At 57.6% G+C, this 14224-nt stretch carries 10 protein-coding genes; 2 read left to right on the plus strand and 8 right to left on the minus strand.

Translation table 11 applies throughout. The annotated features are described in order from the left end of the window. The first annotated feature begins 38 nt into the window (after positions 1 to 38). Positions 39 to 1106 carry an aminotransferase class I/II-fold pyridoxal phosphate-dependent enzyme gene (locus RB2501_RS13205; protein WP_015755352.1) on the plus strand — a complete coding sequence of 356 codons (1068 nt, stop codon included), beginning with the start codon at positions 39 to 41 and terminating at the stop codon, positions 1104 to 1106. A gap of 167 nt (positions 1107 to 1273) precedes the next feature. Continuing rightward, entirely contained in the window at positions 1274 to 1657 is a 384-nt protein-coding gene (locus RB2501_RS13210) for a hypothetical protein (RefSeq protein WP_015755353.1), read from the plus strand. Positions 1658 to 1751: 94 nt separating this feature from the next. Here RB2501_RS13210 and trxB read toward each other — a convergent pair whose 3' ends face one another. The 8 genes from trxB to RB2501_RS13250 form a co-directional block, all read right to left on the minus strand. Beyond that, entirely contained in the window at positions 1752 to 2729 is a 978-nt protein-coding gene (trxB, locus tag RB2501_RS13215; RefSeq protein ID WP_015755354.1) for a thioredoxin-disulfide reductase, read from the minus strand. A gap of 216 nt (positions 2730 to 2945) precedes the next feature. Then, a complete protein-coding gene (locus RB2501_RS13220) occupies positions 2946 to 4685 on the minus strand; it encodes an efflux RND transporter periplasmic adaptor subunit (RefSeq protein ID WP_041327263.1) in 1740 nt (579 codons plus the stop codon). Then, positions 4682 to 5407 (minus strand): membrane protein, encoded by a 726-nt coding sequence (locus RB2501_RS13225; RefSeq protein ID WP_015755356.1) that lies wholly within the window; start codon positions 5405 to 5407, stop codon positions 4682 to 4684. Before RB2501_RS13225 ends, RB2501_RS13220 begins: the two co-directional genes overlap by 4 nt. Before the next feature lie 4 nt (positions 5408 to 5411). Further along, entirely contained in the window at positions 5412 to 7919 is a 2508-nt protein-coding gene (locus RB2501_RS13230) for a heavy metal translocating P-type ATPase (RefSeq protein ID WP_015755357.1), read from the minus strand. Between the two features lie 76 nt (positions 7920 to 7995). Continuing rightward, entirely contained in the window at positions 7996 to 8553 is a 558-nt protein-coding gene (locus RB2501_RS13235; RefSeq protein WP_015755358.1) for a helix-turn-helix domain-containing protein, read from the minus strand. A gap of 30 nt (positions 8554 to 8583) precedes the next feature. Continuing rightward, positions 8584 to 9141, minus strand: coding sequence for a DUF3347 domain-containing protein (locus tag RB2501_RS13240; RefSeq protein WP_015755359.1), 558 nt, complete (start codon positions 9139 to 9141; stop codon positions 8584 to 8586). A 44-nt stretch (positions 9142 to 9185) separates the two neighbouring features. Beyond that, positions 9186 to 10418, minus strand: coding sequence for a TolC family protein (locus tag RB2501_RS13245; protein WP_015755360.1), 1233 nt, complete (start codon positions 10416 to 10418; stop codon positions 9186 to 9188). Further along, a complete protein-coding gene (locus RB2501_RS13250) occupies positions 10415 to 14197 on the minus strand; it encodes an efflux RND transporter permease subunit (RefSeq protein ID WP_015755361.1) in 3783 nt (1260 codons plus the stop codon). The genes RB2501_RS13245 and RB2501_RS13250 overlap by 4 nt, the downstream gene beginning before the upstream one ends. Between the last annotated feature and the right edge of the window lie 27 nt (positions 14198 to 14224).

Raw genomic sequence — 14224 nt, forward strand, 5'->3', positions numbered from 1 at the left:
GGGCTGCGAACCACGGACCATGGGCCAGAAATTCAATTATGCAAAATAAACCACAGCACGTTGCAGGAATTCCGGGAACGGAAATCCGGTTAGAAGGCGCCACCTGGGGGTACTTCGCGGGCACCTCCTACCTGGGGTTGCAGACGCTGCCCGCCTTCACTGACCTGGTTGCCGATGCCACCCGCCGCCTGGGCACCCATTGGGGGGCTTCCAGGGAAGGGCCTGTTGCACCGGCCATCTACGAAGAAGCCGAAAAGCAAATCGCGCGCTGGACCGGGAGTGAAGCGGCCTGTAGTGTGTCGTCCGGCTTCCTGGCCGGCCGGCTCCTGGCCGATGCCTTCGCCGGTACGGCTTTCCAGTGCGTCTATCACCCCGCCTGCCACGCCGCCCTTATGCCTGCAGGCGCCGAAAGGGCGCGCGATTTGAAGCACATGGTCCGGCAACTGGACGAAGCCCGGAACAATGGCGAGGCCCAACCCGTTTTGTTCACCGACACCATCGATTTTTCCAGGGGTCCTGAACTGGTTTTCAGGCAGTTGGAAGGAATCGACCTGTCCGGGGTCATCCTGGTTGCCGACGACTCCCACGGATTTGGGGTCCTCGGGCCTGACGGGGCCGGGGCTTGCAGCGATCTTGCCAGCCTGGATGCAGCCGAATTGATTGTTTGCGGGTCCCTGGGCAAGGCACTGGGTATCACGGCCGGAATTATCCTGGGCCGCTCCGAACGCATTCGGCAGTTGCGGAGACTGCCTGCCTTTGCCGGGGCCAGCCCGGCTCCGCCTGCCGGGCTGGCGGCCTTGTGTACCTCCCTGGAATCCGGGCTAATCCGGGCGCAGCGAAGCAAGTTACTCCTGAATATCCGGGACTTCCAGGGCCAGCTGGGCCACCTGCCCTTTCTTTCCGGCCTGGACGATTTCCCCGTATACCTTTTTGCCGGTTCGGGCCTGGCTTCCTTCCTGGCATCCCAACAGATCCTTGTCTCGCATTTTCGCTATTCGGCAGAAAGCTCCGGAGCTCCCGGAAGGATTGTGCTTACTGCTGCCCACACCCCTGTCCAGCTTGAGAGGTTGGCAAAGCACCTCAGTCAATTTCCGGATACACAATAATTTAGCAATATAATTTGCGAACCGGTAGGAATTACACGGTATTTCTATGGCTTTATCAAAAAAATATGTATCTTTTTAACACTTTATTAGCACTTCAACATATTAGAGCCATGAAAAAAGTTCTCGGAATCGTTTTTTTGTTCGCTGTTTTTCTATCCGCTGTATCCATGAGTACCGCCCCCCCGGAAAGCCTGCACAGCCTGGAGGGGACCTGGGAACTCCAAAGTTTCTGCAATTATGCAGATAACGAGCCGGACACAATCAGCCTGGAAGAGGGGTACAGGCAGGTAAAAATGTATTACAATGGCAAGGTCATGTGGTCCCGAACGGACCCCAGTGATACGATTGGCCGTTTCGGGTTTGGTTCCTATAAGATCACCTCAAACGAATTGATAGAAGACATCGAATACGGGGACCATTACTTTATGGCCAACCTCGGGCCCATGCAATTCCGGTTCCGGTTGGTCCTTGACGACAATTCCTATAGCCAGATTACCCTGGATGAAGAAGGCAACCCGACGTTTTCCGAAAACTACAAACGCATTGATTGATCAGCAGATCAGGTATATTTGAATTAGCTGATGGGAATCCCGGAGCGCCGACGGTGCTTCGGGATTTCAATTTACAGCAGGCCCGGGAAGCCGGCTATTGCTGTTCCACTTCCTCCCCTTCGCCCGCTTCAACCTCGGAGAGATAGCGCTCAGCATCCAGGGCAGCCATACACCCCGTCCCGGCCGCAGTTACGGCCTGGCGGTATTCTTTGTCCTGTACATCCCCGCTGGCAAAGACACCCGGCTTGTTGGTCCGGGTAGATTTGCCATGGGTGACGATGTATCCGGTAGCGTCCATATCGAGCTGTCCCTTGAAAATATCTGTATTCGGTTTGTGCCCGATCGCTATAAACAGCCCGGTAATGGCAACTTCTTCTTTTTCCCCTGTCTGGTTGTTGACCATGCGCAGGCCTTCCACCACCTGATCCCCGAGTACCTCGTCAACTTCCGTATTGAAGCGTATATCGATGTTTTCCAGGCTCATCACCCGGTTTTGCATGGCCTTGGATGCCCGGAAATGGTCTTTCCGGACCAGCATGGTGACCTTGTTGCAAATTTTGGCCAGATAGGACGCCTCCTCAGCTGCGGTATCCCCGCCCCCGACAATTGCCACATCCTGACCTTTGTAAAAGAAGCCGTCACACACGGCGCAGGCCGAGACGCCGCCACCCCGCAAGCGCTGTTCACTCGGGATATTCAGGTATTTGGCCGATGCACCGGTAGAAATTATCACCGTTTCAGCTTCAACAACCTTGTCGTCGTCGATGGTTACCCGGTGGATTCCCCCGGGTTCGTCGCTGAATTCCACGGCCGTTGCTATGCCGATACGCACATCTGTCCCGAATCGCTCAGCCTGTTGTTGTAATTGCACCATCATGGTAGGCCCGTCCACCCCATCCGGGTAGCCCGGGAAATTCTCTACTTCCGTGGTGGTGGTAAGCTGTCCCCCGGGCTCCATCCCCGTATATACCACGGGCTTCAGGTCTGCCCGCGCGGCGTAAATGGCTGCGGTATACCCGGCGGGCCCGCTGCCCAGTATCAGCGTTTTGATGCGTTCGATGCTTTCAGACATATCTCGGCGTGTATTTAAAATGCTTAAATTGTTTGCAATGCAAAAGTAGGTTTTTAAGGCCGTTCCTTACAGGGCAAGTTATCAAAAGTTTATCAACGCACGGCAAAAGCCGCGCAGTGCCATCGCTTCGCTGCGTGCCGTCAGGCCATTGCATCCCGACGGGCCGCCCCGACGGGCCGCCCCGACGGGCCGCGACGCCTCGGCAGGGGCGCTGAGTTACAGCGTATCGCGCACCTCCCCGCAGGTGAGCATTGCGTCTCCAAAGTACGGGTTTCGGATCGATTCCTGTTTACTGAGCCAGTAAGCCCCCCGGTTCTCGTCGGCCATCGGGCAGAACTGGACAAATAACGTGCCGGGCAGGTCGGACACCCCGCTGGCCAGGGCCACCATCCGTTCAGACAACCCGATAAACCGCTCCCGCTTGCCGTCCACATCCGTTGCGGCACCCAGCTCCCGGAAATCGCCCCGGAGGCCCGAAAGGCCTTCGCCAGCACTTTTCAACAAGCCGGCTGCATGGGCCGCGGCCCGTGCCGCCTTATCGTTATCCGAGGCAACCAGGGCGTCTTTGAGCTCCAGATAAGCGGAAAGCACCTCCCGGAACACGGCCTGGTCTGCCTGCGGCAGTTTCGGACCGGGTTGGCCGGTGCCGGAACTCACATTGGCCGCCATACCATCCTCGGACCCCATATCCCCGTGGTCATGCATTTTACCCATCGGCTCGCTTTCCGGGTTCATCATGGATTTCTTACCCTGTAGTTGCGCCGCGGCATCCAGGGTGAAAGTCCCGTTAACCACTACTACCTCGCCGGGTAGCAGGCCGTCAAGGACCCGGTATCCCCCCGGGAGGGCGGTCCCAAGGTGCACTTCCCGCATTTCGAAAACGGGTCGGGAGGCATCCGGTTTTACGTAGACAATGGACCGTTCCCCGGTCCAGAGAACCGCAGATTGCGGGACCACCAGGCCTTCCCCGGCGGCTTCGCCCGAGACTTCCAGTTCCGCCCGGACAAACATTCCGGGTTTCAGCTCACCCCCGGAGTTGTCGATCGTAGCGCGCACCACAGCCGTACGGGTGGTACTGTTGAGGATTGGGCTGATGAATTGGATCGGGGCCCGGAATTCGCGCCCTTCAAGGGCCCCGGCACGGATAGTCAGCTCCTGGCCGGTTTTCAGAGCGGCGAGCTGGTTCTCGTAGGCGTCAAACTCCACCCATACCGTCCCCAGGTCGGCAATCCGGAACAGGGGCTCCCCTTTCCGAACGTAGTCCCCGGCTGCAACGTCAATTTGAGAAACTGTTCCCGAGACATCCGAAAATACCGGAAAATACTCCTGTACCTCCCCGGATTCCTCAATTTGCCGGATACGCTCCCCGGAGAGCTTCCAGAGCTCCAGTTTTTTGCGTACGGCCTGGTATAATTGGGGCTGGGTCTCCTTCAGGCGGGCGGCGGTGAGGAGTTCCTGTTGGGCCGCGACCAGGTCCGGGGCATACAGGGTGGCCAGGCGCTGCCCCTTGCGAACCGGTTCGCCTTCGTAGTTGATGGAAAGCGTTTCGATCCGGCCGTCGAAATAAGCCGATTGCGTTGCGATTTTCTTTTCGTTGGCCTCAATGGTACCCGACAGCGTCAGGACCCGGTTTCCGGATTCGGTGTCGCCCAGGCGGATCGTCTGTACATCGGCAAGGGCCAGGGCATTTTCGGTCAACCTAAGCTGTCCGGGAGCCAGGCCATCTGCTCCGGAGTCGGCCGGAATCAGGTCCATACCGCAAATGGGGCAACTCCCGGGTTCCGGCTGCAGGATTTGCGGGTGCATGGAGCAGGTCCACATTTGGTCCGCATCGGCCTGGGTATGGTTGTGCTCCCCGGTTGCATTCATCGCGTCGCCCGGTCCGGAGAATATAAAATACCCGAGCAGGAGTCCTGCCGCAAGGGCCAATCCAATCCATAAATATGACTTTTTCATGATGTGCGTTTTTTCTTGATTAAGTTGCGCTGGATCCGCCGCACGGTTGGCGAACTGATAAACCAGAGCGTAAACCCACTGAGTACCGTGATCAGGCCGAAAAGGGAAAAAGCCCGCAGCAGGGTCGTATTAAAATTATCCCGGGTCTGGTAGTCCATCGTATGGGTCATCCAGAGAAAATCGAACCAGCGCCAGTTTCGGTGGCGAACGGTCTGGAAGGCCCCGTTGGCAACGGCCACATACGCCTTCAGGTTTTCCGGAGACCGGTAGGCAACCTCATAGGCCGGTAGCGGGCGCCCCCTGTACTCGTGGTGGGGGCCCACGCTGTCGATGCGGCGGACCCCCGCCACCTCCAGGCCGGGAAGCATCTCCCGTTCGGCAACCAGGAGTGCTTCCTCCCGGGATATCCCGGGCTTTGCCTCCCCGGTCCGGGCATGGTACAGGGATTGATTATTGACCCAGTAAAAGGGCTCACCCCCGATATCCAGCAGCCGGAGGGTTGCAATGGGTTCCCCGATGCCCAGCTGGTCGGAAGCGAGCAACCCCGTGAAGGCCGTTTGTTTCGGTTCCATATTCCTGAAGTGGTCCCCGTGGATCTCGTCCAGGTCCGTCCAGGAAAAGTACATGCCGCTGATAGTCCACATCAGGAATTGTACCCCCAGCAGGATCCCGAGGTACCGGTGGGCCAGCCTGAATTTTCTCGCTGTTTTTCTGTTAACCATAGAATCAATTTATACGCGCAGCCCGAAGCCGCAATGCATTTGCAATTACCGAAACCGAGCTGAAACTCATGGCGGCAGCGGCTATCATCGGGGATAAGAGGATGCCGAAAAACGGAAACAGGACACCGGCCGCCACCGGGACGCCTATCGTGTTGTACACCAGGGCAAAAAATAGGTTCTCCCGGATATTCCGCATGACTTTTTTACTGAGCTTCCGGGCTTTAACAATGCCGCTCAGGTCTCCATCCACCAGGGTGACCCCGGCGCTTTCAATTGCCACGTCCGTGCCTGTGCCCATGGCGATGCCCACATCGGCTTTTGCCAGGGCCGGGGCATCGTTGATCCCATCCCCGGCCATGGCCACTACTTTTCCATCCCGCTTGAGTCGCTCCACTTCGGATAGTTTGTCTTCGGGGAGCATGCCGGCGCGGAATTCCGCAATACCCAGTTCAGCCGCTACAGCCCGCGCTGTCCGCTCGTTGTCCCCAGTGAGCATATGCACGGCCATCCCCCCCTGGCGGAGCTGGTCGAGGGCTGTACGGGTTTCATCCTTAATCCGGTCGCCCAGGGCCACGAGGCCGATGACCTCCCCATCTGCAGAGAGGAAGGATACGGTTTTGCCCTGGTCCTGGTATTCCCGGGCCTTCTCCTCGAGGACGGCGGGAATCCCGGCTCCCCGCTCCTCCATCAGGCTGGCATTGCCCAGGGCGAGGGACTGCTTGCCGACCATGCCGGTGACCCCTTTCCCGGTAACCGACTCGAATTGCTCCGGCTCCTGGATCGGAACGCCTTTTTGCTCCGCGTGTGCTACCATGGCGCGGGCCAGGGGGTGTTCGCTTTGCTGGTTCAGGGATGCGACCAATTCCAATACTTTCTCCCCGGGAACCCCGTCCGGGACCCCTTCCACCCCCTCAACGGAAGGCCGGCCCTCGGTTAACGTCCCGGTCTTGTCCACAATCAGCGTATCCACCCTGGCAAGGGTTTCCAGGGCGGCTGCCTCACGGATCAATACCCCGTTCTGGGCCCCTTTTCCGACCCCGACCATTACAGACATCGGGGTAGCCAGGCCAAGGGCACAAGGGCAGGCTATGATCAGGACCGCTATGCCATTGACAAGCCCATACACATAGGCTGGCTCCGGGCCCCAAATTGCCCAGACCACAAAGGTAATGACGGCGATCACCACCACGGCCGGGACAAAATATGCCGAAACCCGGTCTGCCACGTTCTGGATGGGGGCGCGGCTGCGACTGGCCTCATTGACCAGGCGGATGATCTGGGACAGGAGCGTATCGGAACCTATTTTTTCGGCCTCCATCAGGAAGGATCGGTTTCCGTTCAAAGTACCGCTTCGCAAGGAATCGCCTGCGGATTTATCCACCGGGATGGGTTCCCCGGTGATCATGGACTCGTCCACGGTGGTTTCCCCTTTAGTGAGCGTGCCATCTACCGGAATCTTCTCCCCGGGTTTTACCCTCAGGATATCCCCTATTTCGATTTCCTCTACCGGGATTTCTTCTTCTTTTCCATCCCGAACACGTACGGCTTTCCCGGGGGCGAGCTTTAATAGCTCCCTGACGGCGGAATTCGTTTTGCGGTGGGCGCGTGCTTCGAGCACCTGACCGAGGAGTACCAGGGTCAGGATGACGGTGGCAGCCTCAAAATATACATGGACCTCTCCGGAATCCGTCTTGAACTGCTCCGGGAAGAACCCGGGAAAAAGCAACCCGAAAACGCTGAATAGCCAGGCGATCCCCGCCCCGATACCAATCAGGGTAAACATATTCAGGTTCCAGTATCGGACCGACCGGTACGCCCGGGTAAAGAACATCCAGGTAGCGTAGAAAACCACGGGGATTGAGAGGACCATCTGCAACCAATTCCAGTATTTCCGGTCCATCCAGTTATAGATTGGGTTTCCGGGCACCATCTCCGACATGGCGATCAGGAATATCGGCAGGGTGAAACCCAGTGCCACCCAAAATTTCCGCAACAACCGCTGATACACCTTTTCCTCCGCACTGGCCTCAGGTTCCACGGGAACGAGTTCCATGCCGCAAATCGGACAACTCCCCGGCGTATCCTGACGGATTTCCGGATGCATCGGACAGGTATATCCGCTAGCCTGCCGGCTTGCCGAACCGGGTTGCTCCACAAGGTCCATACCGCAAACCGGACAATCCCCCGGGGCATCGTAGGTCTTATCCCCCTCGCATTGCATCGGGCAGTAATAGGTGCCATTCCCCGAATCCCGGTTGCTGCCGGTACCGGTTGAAGCCTCCCGTCCTGCGGTGCCCGGTTTTTCCCCGGGCAGGTGGATGCTGTACCTGCTTCCGGCCAGGGCCTCCCGGAATTCCCCGATGTCGATATGCGAATCCATCTCGACCTCCGCAACTCCGGCATCCAGGTCTACGGTAACCCCGCGGACGCCGGCTACCGACTCCAGGGCTTCCCGGACGTGGTTCTGGCATCCGGTGCAACTCATCCCGTGTATGTGATACGTGTGTTTCATAGTTTTTGACTTACTGATTTACGACACAAATATCGCAAGCGGTCTGTCCGGGGGTTTTCATCCTGATGGATCATTTTTATACAATTTTGTCCCATTCACTCCGGGGCGGATCCAACAACTTCCTGTAGGACCCCATGGACATGCCCGTAACCGACTTGAACTGGCGAGCCAGATGGCTGCTGCTCGAATAATCCAGTGCATAGGCAATCTGCGTAAAATCCATCTGCCCCATCTGAATCAGTTCCTTGACTTTCTCAATCCTGAGGCGAATCCAGTACTTTTCGACAGTGATTCCCTCACGACGGCTGAAAACCTTACTTATCATAGAATAGTCCCGCCCCGTGCGGGAAGCGATAAAGGAAGACAGCGACCCAAGCGGCACCAGGGTTTCATGCAGAGCCGTTACGAGCAAGGCTTTAACCTCTTCCACCAATACCGCCCCGGCCTCCCCGATCCGTTGGAACCCGTGCGTTTCCAGTATCCGGTCGATGCGATCAAAATCGGCCTCGTAGCCGGGGGGAAATTCAAGTTCCCCCAACCGAATGGAAATCAAGGGGATGCCCGCTTTTTCCAGCGTATCTGCCAGCACCGATTTACACCGGTCGCATACCATGTTCTTAACCCGGATCTTCACCTGTCTCCCTTTAGTACCTTTCAGGATACCCTACAGGGCAACCAGTTTGTCCTCCACCTTCCCGCATTTGAGCATCCTGTCACCAAAATAGGGATTGCGGATTTCCTCTTTGTCGGAAAACCAAAAGCCTCCCTCGTCGTTGAAGGCCATCGGGCAGAATTGTTTATAGACCGCACCCTCGCTGATATGGTCCCGCAGAATGGGTTCCAGCTTCTCATTAAGCTTTAAAAAGCTGGCCCGTTGCCCGTCAATTCCATCGGCAGACAAAAAGGCTTCAATTTCGGCGGTGACGATCTCGTTCTCAAACCCGGGTACCCGGCCCATGTCCGCAGCAGCGGCTTTGGCCGCATCCGGGTTGCCGGCTACCAAAGCATCCTTTAACTTCAGGTAGGAGGCAAATACCTGCTGGGTAGCGTCTTCCTCAAACGCGATACGGGCTGTTTCCTTTACCTCAGTTTTTGCGGTTCCGGACCCTGTTGTTTCCGGGGAAGGATTCGCCTCTTTTTCACCTTTACAGGATAACATTAAAGAGATGACTGCCAGCGGCATCAGGGTTTTCTCCAATCGTTTAAATGGGTTCCTTTTCATGTTTCGAATTTTAGAATTAATTAATTTACTATGTGATTTTCCTATTATAATCCCGGTTGTGCCACCAGGTAATTGACCAGGGCGCCCTGCGATAAATACGATGCAAAGGCCTCGGTACGTTCGAGTTCCAATTTTAGTTCCATCTCCTGCATTTCGAGCAAATCCCCGAAATCCGCCTGCTGCGTCTGGTAATTCTTTAACAGGATCTCGATTGCCTGGCGGGTATTCTGGCTGTTTTCGGTCAGGGTGGCAAATCGGACCCTGGCGGATCGCTGCCCCTGCCAGGCCTGTTGCAACATGCCTTCCAGTCGGTTGCGCCGCGCATTTTCCTCGGCTTCCAGTGCCGCCTGGCGGAACTCGTTTTGACGGGTGCGCGATTTATACGGTGAGCGAAACAAGGGAAAGGAGAAGGATACCATAGGCATCACAATGTCCTTCCCGCTGTCCGGAATGACCATATCCGTGCGTTCCGCCACGGGGATGTAATCCAGCCCCAGGCCAATTTTCGGGGCTGCGGATTTGCGGTTCAGGACTTCTTCCCGTGCGACAGAGGCAAAGAGCCGGTCGTATTTCTCCAATTCCGGGTGGGGGCCCAACACGGGGGGATCGGGCTCTGGAAGCTCCCCGGGCAGCTCGGTCACCATAAAGCCGATTGCTGTTTCCGTGGCGTTGATCAGCCTGAAAAATGCAAACGCCCCGGATTCATACTGGTTTTCCAGGACCTGGGAACGGGCAGTTACGTCGTTTTTCCGAATCTCCAGCCGAAGGACGTCGACAGCAGACGCCTTTCCGGCCTCCACGGCTGCCAGGGCCACTTCCCGGTAGGAATCCAGCAGCACGGCCTGTTGTTCCAGTATGCCGATTTGTTGCCGTAGCGCCTGTAACCGATAGTATGCCTGGGCCACCTCCAGCCGCAGTTGGCGGCGGGCAATCACCCAATCCAGGTACTCGACCTCAGCCATGCTGGAGGCGAAATTTTCGCGGGCGGTGATTTGCCCGAACCAGGGAAGCATCTGGCGCACGGAAAACCGGACAACCTGGGCACCCGTCCGGGTTTCGGGTTCGCTGACAAAGACCCCTGCCCCAATTTCTGTATCCGGCAGGGCCCGGGCCTCGTTGACTTTCTCCCCGGCCAGGTCGTGACGCAGGCGGAGCGCCCGCAACTCGGGGTTGTTCGTTTCTGCCAATTCAAAGAAGTACCTGATTTCCTGGGCACCCATACCGGATACCACTCCCAGGACAAAAAGCACATTCAGGGTTATCTTTTTTACATTCATGACGCAGTGCTTTTGGCCGTTGGTGTCCCCAGGGGACGCGTACGGCGATTCAGTCGGTATTCTTCCCGCCAGCTGTAGAGCACGGGCACCACAAACAACGTGATGAGTGCAATGAGCATCCCCCCGAAACTCGGGATGGCCATCGGGATCATGATGTCGCTGCCCCGTCCCGTGGAGGTGAGCACCGGCAGCAGGGCCAGGACGGTGGTGGCCGTGGTCATCAGGCAGGGTCGGATGCGTTTCTCTCCCGCCTCTACCACGGCATCCCGGACCTCCTGCAACGTATTGGGCTGGTTGCGACGGAAACTCTGGGTCAGGTAGGTGGCCATTACCACCCCATCGTCGGTGGCGATGCCGAACAGGGCAATGAATCCCACCCACACCGCAACGCTCAGGTTGATTGTGCGCAACTGGAACAGGTCGCGGAGGTTCTCGCCGAAGAACGAAAAGTCCAGGAACCAGGTCTGCCCGTAGAGCCACATGGTGATAAAGCCGCCTGCAAAGGCCACGGCAATGCCGCTGAATACCATCAGCGAGGTCGTAACGGAACGAAATTGGAAATAAAGGATCATGAAAATGATCAGGAGAACCAGGGGCACCACCACGGAGAGTGTCCGTTCGGCCCGGACCTGGTTCTCGTAAGAGCCCGTGAACCGATAACTAATACCTGGCGGCACTACGAGTTCCCCGGAATCGATTTTCTCCCGGATCATTTGCTGGGCGTTCTCCACCACGGTCACCTCGGCATATCCGTCCATCTTGTCGAACAGCACATAGCCCACCAGGAAGGTATCTTCGCTCTTGATCACCTGGGGCCCCCGTTCATACCGGATCTCCACCAGTTCGCTCAGCGGAACCGGGTTGCCCCCGGGAACCGGCACATAGACAGACCGGATGTCCTCAGGACTGTCGCGGAGTTCACGCGGGTAACGCACCCGGACGCCATAGCGTTCCCGGCCTTCCACCGTCTGGGTGAGCGCCATACCGCCCAGGGCTACCTCGAGCACCTTTTGTACATCCTCCAACAGCAGACCGTAACGGGCTAGCTGGTCCCGGTCGATATCGATCAGCAAATAGGGTTTTCCCACGATCCGGTCTGCAAACACCGCCTCGTCCTTCACCCCATCGGCCTCTTTGATAATGCCTTCCAGCTCCCGGCCAAACGCTTCAATCTGCCGGAGGTCCTGCCCCTTGACCTTGATCCCCATAGGGGCGCGCATACCGGTTTGCAACATAACCAGCCGGGTTTCGATCGGCTGCAGCTTGGGGGCGGATGTGACCCCCGGCAGGCGGGTATTCGAAACGATTTCCTCCCAAATATCATCCGGGGATGCAATCCCGGGACGCCAGTTCCTGAAGTACTCCCCATCGGGGTCGGGTACCAGCATCCTGTGGGTGACGTCCGCAAAATAAACCGGGGTGACAGTATCGGCACGCATGTTCGGGTTGGCGACGGTCCCGCCCTGTTTCAGGATAAAAAGTCCGTCTCCGTCCGTTCGATAGCGCAGCCGCTCCCCGTCGGGACCCTGGAGGTATTCGGATTTATACTGGATGATATTCTCATACATGGACAAGGGCGCCGGATCCAGGGCGGATTCCGTCCTGCCTGCCTTGCCCACTACGGTCTCCACTTCCGGGATAGCCGCAACAGCCATGTCCAGTTGCTGCAGAACCCGTTTATTCTCCGCTACTCCGGCATGCGGCATGGAGGTGGGCATCAGCAGGAACGAGCCTTCATTCAGGGAGGGCATAAACTCCTTCCCGGTACCGCGCAGGATGAAGAAACCGGAAATGACCAGGGCCACCGGAAGGGACAGAAAAAGGAGCTTGTTCCGGAGCGTCCAGCGCAATATCTGCGTATAGCGGCTACGGAACAGCGCAAAGCCCCCCAGCAGCCCCGCGCAGATTAGTGAAACGAACAGGAAGTTCAAAAACAGGTTTTGTTCCAATCCAAGCGGCCGCCAGTAGACGGAAAGCAGGGCCACAATCGTCAGGGCCGCAATCCCCACGTTTAATTCGGTTTGCCGGTTGTCCCATTGCGCCATGCGTTCCGGCAGGTATCCGGACACGCGTGGATCCGTCAGCAGCCCGGCCAGGGCAAACGCCACCAGGGCGAGCCCCAGCGGATAGCCCATCAAGAGCGTCACCAGGCCCACTGCCGCCAGCAGGGCCTGGACTGTGAAACGCAAATTCCTCCGATGCTTGCGCTTGCGGAAGAAATATGCGGCAAAGGGCGGGATCAGGAACAGAGACACGACCAGGGCGGCAGCCAACGCAAAAGTCTTTGTAAATGCCAGGGGGCGGAACAGCTTCCCTTCGGCCCCGATCAGCGTAAAGACGGGGATAAAGCTGATAATGGTAGTCAACACAGCTGTCAGGATGGCGCCGGAGACTTCCGCGGAAGCCTTGTAAACGGTTTCGTCCACAGGCTCCGAATCGCCGGATTCCTCCAGGTGCCGGATGATATTCTCGCTGAGGATCACCCCGATATCCACCATGGTCCCGATCGCAATGGCAATACCGGAAAGGGCCACGATATTTGCATCCACCCCTCCGTAACGCATGGCGATAAACACCATCAGCACCGCAACCGGCAGGAGGCCGGAGATCAGGACGGAAGCCCTCAGGTTAAAGACCATAACCACGATCACCAGGATGGTGATCAGTATTTCGAGTGTCAGCGCTTCCTCCAGGGTGCCCAGGGTTTCCTGTATGAGTTCGGTCCGGTCGTAAAAGGGAACAATGGTCAGTTGGGAAGTCCGGCCGTCGCTGAGTTGCCTGGAAGGCAACCCGTCGCTGAGTTCGGCGATTTGCTCCTTGACATTGTTAATTACCTCCAGGGGGTTGGCCCCATACCGGGCTACCACCACCCCGCCGACCACCTCGGCTCCTTCCTTGTCCAGGATCCCGCGTCGCACGGCAGGGCCCAGCGAAATATTCGCCACATCCCCGAGCCGCAGGGCCGTGTATTCCTCCGAGGCAATAACCGCCTTTCGCAGGTCGTCCAGGGAGTCGATATAACCCAATCCTCGAACCAGGTACTCCGCCTGGTTGATCTCGATAGTCTGCGCCCCGATATCCCGGTTACTCATCCGCACGGCATCCACTACCTGTTGCAACCCGATATTGTATTGCCGCATTTTCTCAGGGTCCACATCAATCTGGTATTCCTGAACATATCCACCGATGGAAGCCACCTCCGACACCCCGTCGGCCGAAGAAAGGGCGTACTTCACATAAAAATCCTGGATACTGCGAAGTTCCTGCAAATCCCAGCCGCCGGTAGGGTTCCCCTCGGTATCCCGCCCCTCCAGGGTGTACCAGTATATCTGCCCCAGGGCCGTGGCATCGGGGCCCAGGGCAGGAGTTACCCCATCCGGCAACAGGCCCGCGGAAAGCGAATTGAGCTTTTCCAGGATCCGGCTGCGGCTCCAGTAAAATTCCACACCTTCTTCAAAGATGATGTAGATGCTTGAAAACCCGAACATGGAAGAGCTCCGGATGGTCCGCACCCCGGGTATGCCGAGCAGGGAAGTGGTCAGCGGATAGGTGATCTGGTCCTCGATGTCCTGGGGCGACCGCCCGGGCCACCGCGTAAACACAATTTGCTGGTTCTCGCCGATGTCCGGGATGGCATCCACAGGCACAGGGTCGGAAGGCAGCCAGTCCGACTTCCATCCAAACGGGGCGTTGGCCGTCCCCCAGCCCACGAAGAGGACCAGGAGCAGGACTGCCACCAATTTATTTTCTATGAGGAATTTTATGCCCTTGTTCAGCATGGGGTTGATTTAGCATTCTGGGAATCA

This window comes from Robiginitalea biformata HTCC2501, assembly GCF_000024125.1.
GTDB classification, from domain to species: domain Bacteria; phylum Bacteroidota; class Bacteroidia; order Flavobacteriales; family Flavobacteriaceae; genus Robiginitalea; species Robiginitalea biformata.

Bases quoted from the DNA above. Each gene is read 5' to 3' on its own strand.
- RB2501_RS13205 (WP_015755352.1), top strand. From the start codon at position 39: ATGCAAAATAAACCACAGCACGTTGCAGGAATTCCGGGAACGGAAATC.
- RB2501_RS13210 (WP_015755353.1), top strand. From the start codon at position 1,274: ATGAGTACCGCCCCCCCGGAAAGCCTGCACAGCCTGGAGGGGACCTGG.
- trxB (WP_015755354.1), bottom strand. From the start codon at position 2,729: ATGTCTGAAAGCATCGAACGCATCAAAACGCTGATACTGGGCAGCGGG.
- RB2501_RS13220 (WP_041327263.1), bottom strand. From the start codon at position 4,685: ATGAAAAAGTCATATTTATGGATTGGATTGGCCCTTGCGGCAGGACTC.
- RB2501_RS13225 (WP_015755356.1), bottom strand. From the start codon at position 5,407: ATGGTTAACAGAAAAACAGCGAGAAAATTCAGGCTGGCCCACCGGTAC.
- RB2501_RS13230 (WP_015755357.1), bottom strand. From the start codon at position 7,919: ATGAAACACACGTATCACATACACGGGATGAGTTGCACCGGATGCCAG.
- RB2501_RS13240 (WP_015755359.1), bottom strand. From the start codon at position 9,141: ATGAAAAGGAACCCATTTAAACGATTGGAGAAAACCCTGATGCCGCTG.
- RB2501_RS13245 (WP_015755360.1), bottom strand. From the start codon at position 10,418: ATGAATGTAAAAAAGATAACCCTGAATGTGCTTTTTGTCCTGGGAGTG.
- RB2501_RS13250 (WP_015755361.1), bottom strand. From the start codon at position 14,197: ATGCTGAACAAGGGCATAAAATTCCTCATAGAAAATAAATTGGTGGCA.